A 14,190-nucleotide genomic window follows, 5' to 3' on the forward strand; every position below is an offset into this window, starting at 1 on the left:
TCACGATCCTGCAATGAATGAAAGGTCCGCAGGGGTGGTGGGGGCTAATCCGGAGGCAGGGCGACGGTTCTGGGGGGCGGTTCGGAGACCGGGTAGTTCTCGCCGAGCACCGTGTCGAACAGCGTGCTCACGTCACGCGCGGTCAGCCCCTGCTCGCGCGCCTCCCGCACCCACTCCCCGAGCCGGGCCCGCAGCGGGGACTCCGGCGCCGTCTGCGGGGTGGCGAGGGAGCGGATGATGAACGTGCCCGAGCCCTGACGCACCTCGACCAGCCCGGAGCGCTCCAGCTCCCGGTAGGCCTTGAGGGTGGTGTTGGGGTTGACCTTCGTCGTGGCGGCGACCTGCGCCGCCGTCGGCAGCTTGTCCCCCTCGGCCAGCACCCCCATGCGCAGCGCCTGCTCCACCTGCTGGACGATCTGGAGGTAGGCGGGCAGGCCGCTGCGGCGCTCGATGCGAAACACGACCACGGTGCCCGCCTCCTTGATCTTTCGGGATTCCGGTCCAGCCTAGGGGGTGCGGGGGCGCGGTTCAGCGCCCGATCCGGCTCACGGGGTGCCCGGCCGGGTCCACCGCAGGACCGCTCCCGTGAGGACGGCGCTCAGCCCCAGCAGCACCCCGGCGGCGCTCCACTGCATGCCCGCCATCTGGTCGGGGCCGAAGTACTCCCAGACCCCGTTGATGATCCCGCGCGCCGCCCGGCAGTTCTCGGGCGAGGCGTCGTGCACGCAGGTGCTCCAGCCGTAGAGCCGGCCGGACGCGGTCCCGACCCACTGGTCCACCTGCACCACGTCCCGCAGACTCGACGGGACCGGCGAGCCCAGCGGGGAGACCAGCCGTCGCGGGGTGGCGAGTCCGGACTTGAGGACGTCACCCGCGAACAGGGCGACGCCCGAGACCAGGAAGGTGAGGGTCATGGCCGGCACGGCCCGGTGGACCAGCGCCCCGATCGCGATGCCCAGCGAGGTGGTGAACAGGGCCGTCGCCACCAGCACGGGACCGCTGGAGCCGAACAGCGAGCCGTTCAGCCAGTCGGCGGGCGCCAGCGGTCCGGCCGACCGCCACCACCAGCCGTACAGCAGGCTGAGGACCCCGGTGGTCAGCGCCGGCAGCGCCAGCGCGAAACACAGCTTCCAGCGCAGCCAGCGGCCCCGGGGCACCGACTGCGTGGTGACGAGCCGGGCGGTCCCCTGCTCCCGGTCGGTGGAGAGGAGCGGGGCACCGAGGAAGACGCCGAACAGCAGGGCCAGGAAGGCCAGGTTGTTGCCGAAGGAGTCGAGGTCGTTGCCCGCCCGGTTGCGGACGGTCTCGTCGATGGAGTCGCCGGGCCGGGCGGGCCAGCCGGCGGAGTGCAGGACGTCGAGCATCTCCGCCCGCCGGTAGAGCATCCAGATCGAGCCGAGGAGCACCGCGGCGGCGCAGAGGATCAGCGCCGCGCGGTGCTGGCGTACGAGGAGCCAGGCCAGTCCGCGCAGCCGGCGCGGTCCGGGGGGAGTGGCGGCCGGGCGGGCCGGGGCCGGGGCGGGCGCGGTCATGCGCGGGCCTCCTTCCGGTGGTGGGGGACGGCGGTGGGGGAGAGCAGCGGGGGCGCGCCGGGGGAGCGGAGGTAGGCGAGCAGCACCTCCTCCGTGCTCGGCTCCGACAGCTGCCACGCGGGGTCCAGCGGGCCCTCGCGCCGGACGAGGGCGGAGAAGTGGCGCCCCGAGGTGCGCACTTCGACGACGGTGTGGGCGTCGAGCGCGGCGGGCGGAGCGCCGTCCGCCGTCACCCCGCTGACCAGGGTGTGCATCGGCACCAGCTCGTCGGTCTCGCCCGCCATCCGCATGCGTCCGCCGTCCAGGACGAGGACGTAGTCACACATGTGCTCGATCTCGTTCAGCAGATGGGAGGACATCAGCACGGTCGTCCCGTGCTCGGCGGCCTCCGACAGGAGCAGCGCGCCCAGCTCGTCCCGGGCGACCGGGTCGAGGTCCGCCATCGGCTCGTCCAGCAGGAGCAGTCCGGGCCGCTTCCCGAAGGCGAGCGCGAAAGCCACCCGGGTGCGCTGGCCGCCCGACAGGTCCCCCGCGCGCGCCCCCAGCGGAACCTGCCCCGAGCGGACGATCCGCTCGGCCGCCTCCTGGTCCCAGCCCGGGTTCAGCTCCCGCCCCATCCGCAGGTGCTCCGCGACCGTGAAGCGCTTGAACAGCGGCTTGTCCTGCCCGAGGTAGGCCCACCGGGCCATGGTCGCGGGAGCGGTGACGGGGGCCCCGAACACCCGCACCTCACCGGCCGAGGGCTCCAGCAACCCGGCCGCGAGCGCCAGCAGGGTGCTCTTCCCGGCCCCGTTGGGCCCCACCAGGGCGGCGATCCGGCCCGCCGGAACCCGGAAGGAACAGTCCTCCAGAGCCCAGCCGCGCCGGTACTTCCTGCCCAGCCCGTGCGCCTCCAGGGCCCACCGGCCGCTCGCCGCGACGGATGCGCTCGTATCGTCCACGGCTCCCCCTCTCCGCTCTCCATGAATCCACTAGGGAACTAATGGAATCATGGAGGCAGGTTCCGGCCCTGTCAAACAGCGGGAGACGGCGCGGACTTGGAAGCTCCGGGTACTCAGGAGGACGCGGGGCCCGCGTCCCGCCGGGCGGAGACCTGGTGCAGCCGCAGGGCGAGCTGGAGCTCCAGCGCCCGGTCGGGCGACTGCCAGTCGGGGCCGAGGAGGCGGCCGATCCGCTCCAGCCGCTGCACCACGGTGTTCACGTGCACGTGCAGCACCTCCTTCGCCCGCGCCTGGCTCATCCCCGACGCGAAGTAGACCCGCAGGGTGTGCAGCAGGTCGCTGCCGCGCCGCGCGTCATAGTCCAGTACGGGCCCCAGCGCCGCCCGCACGTACCCGGACAGGTCCGGCCGGTCGCCCAGGAGCACGCCGAGGAACCCGAGTTCGGACAGGGTGCTGCCGTCACCGGACCGGCCCAGCGCGCACAGCGTCGTCAGGCAGCGCAGGGCCTCCGCGTGCGCGGCGGGCAACCCCGCCGGACCGTCGTCCCCGGCATCCGCCGCACCCACCGTCACCGGGGCCCCCACGGCCCGGCCCAGCGCCGCCGCCAGACCGGCGGCGTCCGCGCCCGGGGCGCGCGAGGGGACCAGCAGCACGGCGTGGTCGTGGTGCACCCCCGCCAGACCCCGCCGCTCCCGGGCGTGGTGCGCGGCGGCCGTGAGCAGCCGGGGGCGCGGAGCGGAGTCGCTGTGCAGGACGAACAGGGCGTGCGGGCACGCCAGATCGACCCCCAGCCGGCGGGCACGCTCGGCCAGGCCCGCCGGATCCCCGGAGGGCCCGAGCAGATCGCCGAGCAGCTCCCCGCGGATCCGGTCCTCCGTCTGCGCCACCGACCGCCGCAGGAGCAGCAGCAGGGCCGTGACCATGGCGGCCCGTTCGAACAGCCGCCGCCCCGCCTCGTCCAGGGCGGGCCGCCCGGTCAGCGTGACGCTGCCCAGGAGTTCGGGGCCGGCCAGCACCGCGCACACCCACGTGCCGCCCTCGGCCACCGCCCGTCCGCTGGCCCGCGAGGCGGCCACGGCCCGGGCGGGCGGGGCCACCGGACGGGACCGCGCCCGGGCCAGCTCCGCCCCGTCGGCGTCGTGCACGAGGGTGCCCCCGTCGAGGAGCGCGCCGATCGCCGCCGCCACCTCGCCCAGGTCCCCGCCGCGCAGGACCAGGCCCGTCAGCCGGTCGTGCGCCTCCTCCGCCCGGCGCAGCGCGTCGCTGGTCTCCTGCACGGTCCGCGAGGCCACGCCCAGTTCGGCCAGCGCCCGGCGGGTCTCCTCCAGCAGCCGGGCCCCGTCGATGGCGATGGCCGCGTGGTCGGCGAGCGAGGACAGCAGCGCCACCTCGCGCGGGCTGAACTCGCGCGGGCTGCGGTCGGCGGCGAACAGCACCCCGATCACCCGCGCCCCCAGGCGCAGCGGCACCCCGAGGATGGCGTGCAGGTCCTCCTCGCCGACCGCGCCGTCGATGGCGGCGGTGTGCCGGAAGCGGGGGTCGCGCTGGTAGTCGCCGGTGGCGTACGGGCGGGCCGTCTGCGCGACCAGCCCGCCCAGCCCCTCACCCATACCGAGGCGCAGCTGCTGGAACGCCGCCGACACCGAACCGTCGGTGACCCGCATGAAGGTGTCCCCGGCCGCCTCGTCGTTCAGCGACAGGTACGTGACGTCGGTGTGCAGCAGCAGCTTGGCCCGGTGGGTGATGGCCCGCAGCACCGAGTCCAGGTCCCGCAGCGCCGCGAGGTCGCCCGCCGTGTCGAACAGCGCGGTCAGCTCGGCCTCGCGGGTGCGGTGCTGGGCCAGCGTCCGGTGGATCTCCAGGGCCACCCCGGTGGCCTCCTCCAGGGCGGCCAGCTCGGCGGCGGAGGCCCCCGCCGCGCGCGCGGACGCCGCCGGCCGGGAGAACTCCTCGGCCGGCGCGCCCTGGGCCAGCAGCCCGAGCAGCTCCCGCAGACTCGAGTCGGTCACGCCGCCGAGCATACGGGCCGCCCGCTCAACGCCCGCTCGGGGAACCCGCCGCCACCGGCCCGGCCCCCCGCGCACCGGTGAGGCTGCGGCCCCGGGTCTCCCGGGCGGCGACCGCGGCCACCGTGGTGACCAGCGCCGCCGCGCACAGGTACACGGACACCGGCACGGACGAGCCGTACTCCTTGAGCAGTTCGACGGCGACGATCGGCGCGAGCGCCCCGCCGAGCAGGGAAGCGAGCTGGGAACCCATCGAGGCGCCGGAGTAGCGCACCCGGGTGTCGAACATCTCCGAGATGAACGCCGCCTGCGGCCCGTACATCGCCCCGTGCAGCAGCAGCCCGGCGGTGACGGCGACGGCGATCACGGCGAAGGAACGGGAGTCGAGCAGCGCGAAGAACGCGAACGCCCACACGGCCATCCCGGCCGACCCCACCAGCGTCACCGCCCGCCGCCCGATCCGGTCCGACAGCGCCCCCCACAGCGGGATGGTCACGAAGTGCACGGCCGAGCCGATCAGCACCGCGTTGAGCGCGTCCGACTTGGGCAGGTGCAGGTGCACGGTGACGTACACCAGCAGAAAGGCGGTGAGGACGTAATAGGAGACGTTCTCCCCGAGCCGCACCCCGATGGCGGTGACCACGTCGCGCCCGTGGCTCCGGAACACCTCGACCACCGGCGGCCGCTGCCGCAGCCCCGCCGCCTCCTCGGCCTCGGCCCGGGCCCGGGCCTCCAGGAACGCCGGCGACTCGGACACGGAGACCCGTATCCACAGCCCGACCACCACCAGCACCCCGGACAGCAGGAACGGAACCCGCCACCCCCAGGCGAGGAACGCCTCGTCCGACTGCACGGCGGCCAGCAGCGCCAGCACCCCGGTGGCCAGCAGATTCCCCCCGGGCGCCCCGGCCTGCGGCCACGAGGCCCAGAACCCCCGGCTGCGGTCGTCCCCGTGCTCGGCGACCAGCAGCACGGCCCCGCCCCACTCCCCGCCCAGCGCGAACCCCTGCACCAGCCGCAGCAGGGTCAGCAGCACGGGCGCGGCGGCGCCGACGCTCGCGTGCGTGGGCAGCAGCCCGATGGCGAAGGTGGCCCCGCCCATCATCAGCAGACTCACCACCAACAGCCGCTTACGCCCGATCCGGTCCCCGAAATGCCCGAACACGACCCCGCCGAGCGGCCGGGCGGCGAACCCGACGGCATAGGTGAGGAACGCCAGCAGGGTCCCGACGAGGGGGTCACTGGCGGGAAAGAAGAGGGTGTTGAAGACGAGGGCGGCGGCGGACCCGTAGAGAAAGAAGTCGTACCACTCGATGGTGGTCCCGACGAGACTGGCGGCGACGATCCTGCGTATGCCCGAGGGGCTCGTTCTGCTCGCTGCGGGGGAGACCATGTGCACCACTTCCAGGGGGTCTGCGGGGACGTCGGGTGTCGCCACAACGTAGAAGTCCCCAGGTCAACGGCATATGTGGCGGTCCATCACAATCAGGCGCCGTCTTGTGTGCGTCGGCACCACACCACCATTGACGGCTAATTTCCACCCTCGGAATACCCCCCTCCGCATCGCGCCGGATTTGCAGAATTCCGCCCGCTTTGGCAGTGCGGTGCTGGCCGGACAGCGATCCGTCGGCGGCGAGGCTGAAACGGGCGTACCGGGCCGCAGGGTCACCGCGTAAGCGGGCCAGTGTGGGCAGGACGGCGGAGTAACCTGCGTCAACGGCTTGTTGCAGGAGCCGCCTGGCGTCCTCGGGATGGCCGCCGCGTTCTCGCAATCTGGCCAGAGCCGTGAGGGCCCACAGGTCGCCTTCTTGAGCGGCTTGTGCCAGCGAGCGCCTGGCATCGTCCAGGCGGCCTACTTGCTCCCGCATACGGGCCAGGTCCCTCAGCGCGCGCAGGTCACCGCTGTGCACCGCCTGCCGCGCCAGTTCATCCGCTTCCTCACGGTGCCCCGTCCGCTCCCTGTAGTGCGACAGATCGGTGAGCGCTCGTACGTCTCCAGCCGGCGCCGCTTCCCGCAAAAGCCGCTTGGCGTGTTCCTTGCCGTCCTGCCAGCGCATGTGCGCCAGGCCTGTGAGGGCTCGGGGGTCGCCGGCCCCGGCCGCCTCCCGCGGGAGTCTTTCGGGCGCGGGCAGGGTCACCTTTGCTCTCATGCTGCACCGCTACATGGCTGATGACCCTGGGGTCGCCGGCGGCTCCGGCCTGTCGGGCCAGCTGTTCTGCCTCGCTCCGGCGGCCCTGCCCCTCCAGGAGGAGCGCCAGAGCATGAGGGCCGCACCATCGGCGTCGATCTTCCCCTGTCCGATGACGGAACGCTGCGACCGGTCCAGTGGTGGGCCTCGGCCAAGCTCATTGCCCTCTTGCGCCCGGAAGAACCCGCGACCCTGGCCGCTTACCAGGCCCACGCATGGCTACGGCGAGTGGCGAACGTTGAGGCTGGGGGCCCAGGTTCGGCCTCGGGTTACGCGACCCTCCGGCGGCTGGACCCGTCGCGTGTCAAAGACCTCGGCATCGCCGAGTTGTCACCCCTTGGGCGGAGCGAGGGATTCCTTACCGCTCGTAACAGAGGGAATTCGTCCGGTAGTAAATAGGTGAATCGCTGACTGAATTTCCGTCAATAAGTTCCGCACGCTTATCTCGATTCTATAACGACATCGCCGAAATGGCCTGGACCTTTCCGCTTCTACCCGCGTAACTCCCCCTGGACTAAAGAGACTTGATAGATCATTAGATTCGGCGGCCAAGGTAACGGTCAGGTATCTCGAAGTCCACTCCCGTTTGTCCGAATTCTCCACCGTGCTCGTCTGGCAGGCTTCCGTGCACCCACTCCTCCATCTCCGAATTTGAGGTGCGCATGTCGGCCTACCGTCGAGGGAAACGTGAACACCGGCGCGCACCGAGCCGGTTGGCACTGCGCGCCAGCGCCATGGGTGCGGCCGCCGGGTCAGCGGGGGCATCGCCTGTCCAGCGCGACGGCGACGACAGCACCGGCAACCGCGCCCAGGCCGTCTGCGAAGGGCGCGCGACGAGGATCTGGACCGTCCGGAAGGTCGGTTGACCGTCGGCTCCATCGCCGGCGCAGGCCACCTCCGCCCGCGGCCGTCCGCCGATCCCTCACAGCACCCCACCTCCACCGCACCACTGCCGTGGCAGCACCTCGCACCCTCACCGCACCAGGGAGCACCACAACGATGCGTACCGGGCGTGGCTTTCCTGCGCCGTTCCCTTCGGTGCCGTGGGCTGGCCGACCATCACTGACCGTGCCGCCGTCGAGCCAGGCGCCCGTCGGCATCGGTCGCGCAGACCGGACGATCCGGCTGCCAGGCAAGCAAGTTCCCGCATTTCCAGATCAAGGAGCATGATGCACAAACGTCGCGCGTCCCGCCGCAAGAAGGCGCTGACAGCCTCGGTCACCGCCGCACTCTCCGGCGGTCTGCTGTTCGGCTTCGGTGCGCTGGCCCAAGCCGATGTGGTCAGCGGCACGGTCATCGGCGGGCAGGGCAACTACAACACCGTCAACCACCGGGCCAAGCCGTCCCTCTCGGCCCAGGTGAACGGCTCCTCGAAGGTGGGCGACAGGATCCAGATGTCCTGCCGAACCACCGGCGACACCGTGGAGAACAACCCGCGGTGGATCTACACCGGCTCGTACTACATCGCTGACGCCTTCATCAACGAGAACACCACTGCCCTGCCGGTCTGCGGTTCGAGCCCGAACCCGAAACCCACCCCCACCCCTCCCCCCACGACCGCGAAGACGCTCAAGATCGACATGCAGAAGCAGGTCAGGACCCAGTGGTGCTGGGACGCCTCCGGCGTGACCATCGCCAAACACTGGGGCCGCTCCGTCAGCCAGGAGCAGTTCTGCCGGCTCGCCGCCCAGGGCTCCTGGGTGGACTGCAACAACCAGCCCGCGACGTTGGAAGACATGGCCAACGGCCTGGCCAGGCTGGGCCTGAGCAACAGCGGACGCAGCCTGTACCGCAACGCCTCGTTCAGCGAGTCGGCCGCCGAGATAGCGGCGGGCCGGCCGTTCGCCGTCCGGATCGGCTGGCGCACCGGCGGGGGTCACATGAACGTCATCTACGGCTACGACAGCGCCACCAACATGGTCGCGGTCGGGGACCCGTGGCAGACCACGCAGACCTACACCTGGTGGAACCACGCCACTTACGTGAACAACAACTCGTTCCAGTGGACCCACTCCCGCATCGGGATCCAGGGCTGAGGAGAAGACCGACCATGCAGACCATGCGACACACCAAGCACATGGCAGTCCGGGCCGCCGTCCTCGCCACGGCCGCGCTGGCGGCCGCCCTGAGCGCAATCGTTCCCGCCCAGGCTGCGGAGGGCGACGGGATCGCGGGCTACCCGTCCGCCCAGCAGGCCGTCCGGAGCGACCAACTCCGTGACACGGTCTCCCGCTTCCTGGTTTCGGCCCGGCAGCACGGCACGGGCCCCGGAGCGGACGGCGGCACCGTCGGCACCCCTGGCAACGCACCCGCCGCGGTCGCCGCGCCGCCCCGGTTCGAGCTCAAGGACCCCGTGCCGATGTTCGAGATCAGCCCCGAGTTCGTGACCGGCAGGACCCAGGCGAACCCGCAGACCGCGATCCGGCTTTCCTACCTGGCCTCCCGGGTGACCGCCTCCGACGGCAAGAACGCCGCCGTACTGCTCGCGCCCAAGGGGGATGCCGCTACGACGGGAAGCGGGCCGCAGAACGTCGGCGCCGAGGGCTGGCAGCTGGCCGGCATCCGGGACGGGGACGCCGAGGTCGGCTTCGCCGAGCGCGGCACCGCACAGGCCCGTACCTTCACCGAGCCGCAGATCCACGCCTGGTACCGGCTCACCGCCGACGGCATGGTCGAGCCGCTCAACGACGAAGCGAACACCGGCCTCGGCGGAAAGCGCGGCGTTACCCTCGCCGCCTACCAGAAGCTGGTCACGAGCCGCTACGGCGACAAGATGCCCGGCTCGGAGTACGACCGCAAGGGCCTGGCCGGCGGGTACGCCGGCCTCGTGGAGGAACAGCCGGAACAGGTCGCCGCCGCGTCCGGCGCACCGGCGGCCGAGGCGTCCTGGCAGTCGATCTCCGCCACCGCGGCCGCAGCGCTGGCGGCGATCGGGGGTGCGGTGGTGTACGTGCGCCGCCGGAAGACGGCTGGTAGTGCCTGACCTGCTGTTCATGCGGAGGGCTGGGCCAGAGCCGGGTGACGGCGGCGCCAGTCCGCGTAGACCGGGCTGGCGGCGCAGGTCTCCAGGTAGCCGGCCGCCACCGTGCGCAGAAGGCCGTCGACGTGTGAGGCCAGCGGGCCGTCACGCTGCCAGGCCAGGACGTGGCGGTACCAGAGCGGGTTTCCCGTGAGGGGGCGGACGGTGACGCCGGGGGCTTCCGCGAAGGTGGCCTGGCAGAGGCTGACGGCCAGGCCCGCGCGGACCAGTTCGATCAGCTGGCGTCCCTCGGCCTCGTGCGGGGCGGAGGGACGGCGGCCGGCCAGCGCGGACACCGAGGACCAGTACTCGCGGGTGCGGTCGCCGTCGGGCCGGGGCATCGCCCAGTCGTGGGCGGCGAGTTCGGTCAGGGACACGGTCTCCTGGCCGGCCAGTGGGTGGGGCGCGGGCAGCAGGGCGAAAACGGGTTCGGTGACCAAGGGGGTGAGGACCACCCCGTCGCGCGGCGGCAGGACCTGCTCCGGGTGGTCACCGAGGACCGCCGCCCCCAGGCGGCCGGCGGCGAGGTCGTCCAGGAGCGTGACGGGGGAGTAGTGGCACCGGGATGTCACCTCCGCGTCGGGCAGCAACGTCCCTATGGCCAGCACGAGGTGGCCGATGAGGGGAGCACCGACCGATCCGACGCGGACCCGGTCCGGGGACGCCAGGTGCTGGGCCGCGCGGGCGGTGTCGGCGAGGAGCGCGTCGATGCCCGGCAGGACGGCGTGGGCCCGGGCCAGCACCAGCTCACCGAAGGCCGTGGGCGTGGCTCCGGCCCGCCGCCGGTCGAAGAGCACACCGCCGAGCATCGACTCGATGCGACGCAACTGGGTGCTGAGGCCCGGCTGGGTCATGGACAGCGAGGCGGCGGCCCGGGTGAGACTGCCGGCCTCGGCGATCGCGCACACGACCCGCAGGTGCCGTACCTCCAGTTCCATGTCGTGCATGTTATGGAGCGGCAACAGCTTTCGGGCAGGAGTGGGATCCCGTCAGTCTTATGTGAAATGTCACACACCATCTAGGGGAGTCGAGTGTCCATGAGACCCATCCATTCAAGTGGGCGGTGACCTTCGGCCAGGACATGTGGCACTGGGGTGCCAAGCTGGTCGCCCACGAGACCGCCCACACCTTCGGGCTGCCTGACCTGTACGCCTTCGAGGCGAGCAGCGACGCCCACCGCTTCATCGGCGGCTGGGACGTGATGGGCCTGATCGGCGGCCGTGGGTCGCAGTTCTTCGCCTGGCACTCCTGGAAGCTCGGATGGACCGGGGACGGCCAGGTCGTGTGCCGGGCGACGAAGGGCAGCGACACCGTGTACCTCACCGCGGTCGAGTACGGCAGCGGTACCAAATGGCGGTGATCCGCACCGGCCCCACGACCGCGCACGTCGTCGAATCCAGGCGCGGGATCCAGGCGGACGCGGGCTCCTGCTCGACCGGCGCCCTGGTCTACCGGGTGGACGCCTCCGTGCGGACCGGCGAGGGGCCGGTCCGGATGATGGACGCCAAGCCGGCCGCCGCGCCCGTCGGCGACTGCCGCCCGCTGGACGACGCCCCGTTCTCCGACATGGGATCTCACATCAGTTTCCGCTCGTACCGGGCCTTTTGAGCCCGATCGTGGCGTAGTCGAGCTGGCCGCCGAAGGAGGTGTGCCCGAAGGCGCCGGCGATGTTGGTGCCGACCAGCAGCGGCATGCGTTCGATGACGGCGGGCGCCGTCGGGGCCTGGGCGAGTATCTCCCCGTCCAGCTGCCGCCACGCCGTGTTGGCCTGCGCGGCGTCGGTCATGCCGGCGATCTCGTCCATCCGCTTCATCGTCGGCTCGTCACGGAAGAGCGAGTGATTGCCGGAGTTCCCCTTCTCCTTGATGTAGCGGCCGTCGAAAAGGAAGGGGAGGAAGGTGGAGCCGGAGGGATAGTCGGGGCACCAGCCGGTGTAGACGAGGTCGCTGCGGTTCTTGGTGTCACCGATGGTGTCGTAGAAGGCCGATGGGTCTACGGCGTCGATCGTGACCTTGATCCCCGCTCGGCCCAGGGACTCCTGGATCGCCTCGGCGACCCCCTTGTCCCCGTTGGAGACGGTGATGGTCGTCGTGAACCCGTCCGGCTTGCCCGCCTCCCGCAGGAGCTGTTTCGCCTTCTCCACGTCACCCGTGGCCGGGATCCCCAGTGTGTCGGGCTGCTTGCCGCCGAAGAGCGAGCCGGGCATGAGCGCGGTGGCCGTGTCGTTGAGGGCAGGGCCTCCCGAGGCGGTCAGCACCGCCTCGCGGTCCAGGGCGTACTGCACGGCCTGCCGGGCCTTGACGTTGTCGAACGGGGCCCGGCCGGTGTGCATCTGCACCATCTCGGTGCAGTTGGTGGACTCGGCGAGCAGCCGCGCCCTGACGTCGGACTTGGTGAGCACCTTGGGGGCGCTCTCCGGCCGGAGCTTGCCCCAGGAGACCGCGGAGGCGTCCACGCCGTCCGAGGCGATGAGCCGGTCGTCGATCTGATTGGCCCTCAGGCCCATCACCACGACCAGCTTGTCCGGCTACGCCTTGCGTACGGTGTCCGTCGCCGGGTCCCAGTGGGGGTTGCGTACCAGCACCAGCCGCTTGTCCCGGTCGTACGACTCGATCTTGTACGGGCCCGATGAGAACGGCCGGCTGTCGTACTGGGGGCCCTTGTCCTGGACCGGGGGCACCGGGGCGAAAGTGGGCAGGACGGTGGCGTTGGGGAACTCCGCGAAGGGTTTGCGGAGTTCGAAGACGATCGTGTGGTCGTCGGGGGTCTTGACGGAGTCGAGGTGCTGTCCCTGGGCGGGGCCCCGGTAGCCCTCGGCGCCGGCCAGGTAGCGGGCGGCGTAGTCCGGGCCGCCGGGCAGGTCGGGGGAGAAGGACCGCTCCACGTTCGGAGCAGCCGGCCAGGCCGAGTGTGACGGTCGCCGCCAGGGCCGTGGCGACGGCGTGGAGAGTGCGCTTGTTCATCAGTGGTCACTCCGTGAACAGTCGGGCAGCCAAAGAGGCTGGAATGTGACCGATAACATAGTTATGTGAAATGGCACCCACAATTGTCGCGTCTCCATAGCGCGGAGTTATGGGTAAGTGGGGGCTCCACGGCCGCCGTTGACCGCGCCATGCTGTCGTGCACTGTCACATGCCTCCGTGCGGCCCATGCGGGCCGCGAAAGGGCCCCATGAACCCTGCGTACGCGACCGCCGACCATGTCTTCACCGTCCCCCTGGACCACACGGCCCCGCACGGTCCGACCATCCAGATCTTTGCCCGGGAGGTGACCGACGCGCGCCAAACAGTTCGGCAACTGCCCTGGCTGCTCTATCTACAGGGCGGACCCGGCGGCAAGTCGCCCCGCCCGTCGGCCGGTTCACCCGGCTGGCTGCCCGAGGCCCTCAAGACCCACCGGGTCCTCCTCCTCGATCAGCGCGGCACGGGCCGTTCCACCCCCGTCACCGCCCGCTCGGCCTCACGCTTCGCCTCACCGGCCCGGCTGGCCGACCACCTCGGGCACTTCCGGGCCGACTCGATCGTCGCGGACGCCGAACTGATCCGCCGGCAGCTGTGCGGCGACGAGCCCTGGGAGACCCTCGGCCAAAGCTACGGCGGCTTCGTCACCCTCACCTATCTCTCCCAGGCGCCCGAAGGGCTGCGGGCCTGCTACGTGACGGGCGGCCTGCCAGGTATCTCCGCCACCGCCGAGGACGTCTACGCCCGCACCTACCCCCGGGTGCGGGACCGCGTCCTCGACTTCTACGCCCGCTACCCCGACGACGCCGACCGGCTGCGCGAGATCGCCCGCCTCCTGGCCGCCACCGACGTGCGCCTGCCCGACGGAGACCGGCTCACCCCCCACCGCATGCGTACGCTCGGCCTCGCCCTCGGCATGGGCGACGGCTTCGAGCGCATCCACTGGCTGCTCGACGAATCCCTCGACGCGGAGGCGAAGCCGACCGACACGTTCTTGCACCAGGTGATGACGCTGACCGGCTTCACCGACAACCCGCTCTTCGCTGTCATGCAGGAGACCCTGTACGGCCAGGGTGCGGGACCGACCGGCTGGGCGGCGTCGCGGGCCATGGCGGCGTTCCCCGAGTTCGCCGGCGACGCCGACCCCCTCCTGCTCACCGGAGAAATGATCTACCCCTGGATGTTCCGTGAGATCAAGGGCCTGCGCCCCTTCGCCGACGCGGCCGATGTGCTCGCCGAACGCTCGCAATGGCCACCGCTGTACGACCCGCACCGCCTCGCCGTCAACCGGGTCCCGCTCGCCGCCCTCGTCTACCACGACGACATGTACGTGGACGCCGGGCTCTCCCTGCGTACCGCGCGCGAGGTCGGTGCCACCCGGGTCTGGGTCACCAACGAATGGGAGCACGACGGCGTCACCGCCTCCGGCGGCCGCGTGCTGTCCCGCCTGATGGACCTGGCCGCAGGTCGCGCGTAGCCCCGGTACCTCCGGGCAGCACTCCTCGTACCCGCTGGCCCCCCGGCCCCCTCAGCCTGCCTCCGA

At 71.7% G+C, this 14,190-nt stretch carries 11 protein-coding genes and 1 pseudogene; 5 read left to right on the plus strand and 7 right to left on the minus strand.

The window, feature by feature from the left end; translation table 11 throughout:
• Positions 1-44: 44 nt before the first annotated feature.
• The 5 genes from ABT403_RS00435 to ABT403_RS00455 form a co-directional block, all read right to left on the minus strand.
• Complete coding sequence (locus tag ABT403_RS00435; protein ID WP_344167840.1) at positions 45-467, minus strand: GntR family transcriptional regulator; 423 nt, start codon at positions 465-467, stop codon at positions 45-47.
• 78 nt (positions 468-545) lie between these two features.
• On the minus strand, positions 546-1,532 hold the full coding sequence (locus tag ABT403_RS00440; RefSeq protein ID WP_344167837.1) for an ABC transporter permease: 987 nt from the start codon (positions 1,530-1,532) through the stop codon (positions 546-548).
• Entirely contained in the window at positions 1,529-2,473 is a 945-nt protein-coding gene (locus tag ABT403_RS00445) for an ABC transporter ATP-binding protein (protein ID WP_344167834.1), read from the minus strand. Before ABT403_RS00445 ends, ABT403_RS00440 begins: the two co-directional genes overlap by 4 nt.
• A gap of 113 nt (positions 2,474-2,586) precedes the next feature.
• On the minus strand, positions 2,587-4,494 hold the full coding sequence (locus ABT403_RS00450) for a helix-turn-helix domain-containing protein (RefSeq protein ID WP_344167831.1): 1,908 nt from the start codon (positions 4,492-4,494) through the stop codon (positions 2,587-2,589).
• 13 nt (positions 4,495-4,507) lie between these two features.
• Complete coding sequence (locus ABT403_RS00455; RefSeq protein WP_344168416.1) at positions 4,508-5,872, minus strand: MFS transporter; 1,365 nt, start codon at positions 5,870-5,872, stop codon at positions 4,508-4,510.
• Positions 5,873-7,837: 1,965 nt separating this feature from the next.
• Between ABT403_RS00455 and ABT403_RS00460 the strand changes: the two genes are divergently transcribed.
• Both ABT403_RS00460 and ABT403_RS00465 read left to right on the plus strand, forming a co-directional pair.
• Positions 7,838-8,704, plus strand: a complete 867-nt coding sequence (locus tag ABT403_RS00460) for a papain-like cysteine protease family protein (protein ID WP_344167828.1) — start codon at positions 7,838-7,840, stop codon at positions 8,702-8,704.
• A gap of 14 nt (positions 8,705-8,718) precedes the next feature.
• Positions 8,719-9,651, plus strand: coding sequence for a hypothetical protein (locus ABT403_RS00465; protein WP_344167825.1), 933 nt, complete (start codon positions 8,719-8,721; stop codon positions 9,649-9,651).
• An 8-nt stretch (positions 9,652-9,659) separates the two neighbouring features.
• Here ABT403_RS00465 and ABT403_RS00470 read toward each other — a convergent pair whose 3' ends face one another.
• Positions 9,660-10,625, minus strand: a complete 966-nt coding sequence (locus ABT403_RS00470) for a LysR family transcriptional regulator (RefSeq protein ID WP_344167822.1) — start codon at positions 10,623-10,625, stop codon at positions 9,660-9,662.
• Positions 10,626-10,750: 125 nt separating this feature from the next.
• Here ABT403_RS00470 and ABT403_RS00475 point away from each other — a divergent pair, with 125 nt between their 5' ends.
• Both ABT403_RS00475 and ABT403_RS00480 read left to right on the plus strand, forming a co-directional pair.
• Positions 10,751-11,047 (plus strand): metallopeptidase domain-containing protein, encoded by a 297-nt coding sequence (locus tag ABT403_RS00475; RefSeq protein ID WP_344167819.1) that lies wholly within the window; start codon positions 10,751-10,753, stop codon positions 11,045-11,047.
• A complete protein-coding gene (locus ABT403_RS00480) occupies positions 11,044-11,295 on the plus strand; it encodes a hypothetical protein (protein WP_344167816.1) in 252 nt (83 codons plus the stop codon). Before ABT403_RS00475 ends, ABT403_RS00480 begins: the two co-directional genes overlap by 4 nt.
• Here ABT403_RS00480 and ABT403_RS00485 read toward each other — a convergent pair.
• Positions 11,267-12,574: pseudogene (locus ABT403_RS00485) on the minus strand (ABC transporter substrate-binding protein); the annotation flags it as partial. The gene ABT403_RS00480 and the pseudogene ABT403_RS00485 sit on opposite strands and share 29 nt — an antisense overlap.
• 284 nt (positions 12,575-12,858) lie before the next feature.
• On the opposite strand from ABT403_RS00485, the gene ABT403_RS00490 reads away from it, so the two are divergent.
• Complete coding sequence (locus tag ABT403_RS00490) at positions 12,859-14,124, plus strand: alpha/beta fold hydrolase (protein ID WP_344167813.1); 1,266 nt, start codon at positions 12,859-12,861, stop codon at positions 14,122-14,124.
• The last annotated feature ends 66 nt before the right edge of the window (positions 14,125-14,190 follow it).

It is taken from the genome of Streptomyces sp. NPDC000075, from assembly GCF_040301925.1.
Taxonomy (GTDB): Bacteria; Actinomycetota; Actinomycetes; order Streptomycetales; family Streptomycetaceae; genus Streptomyces; species Streptomyces polychromogenes.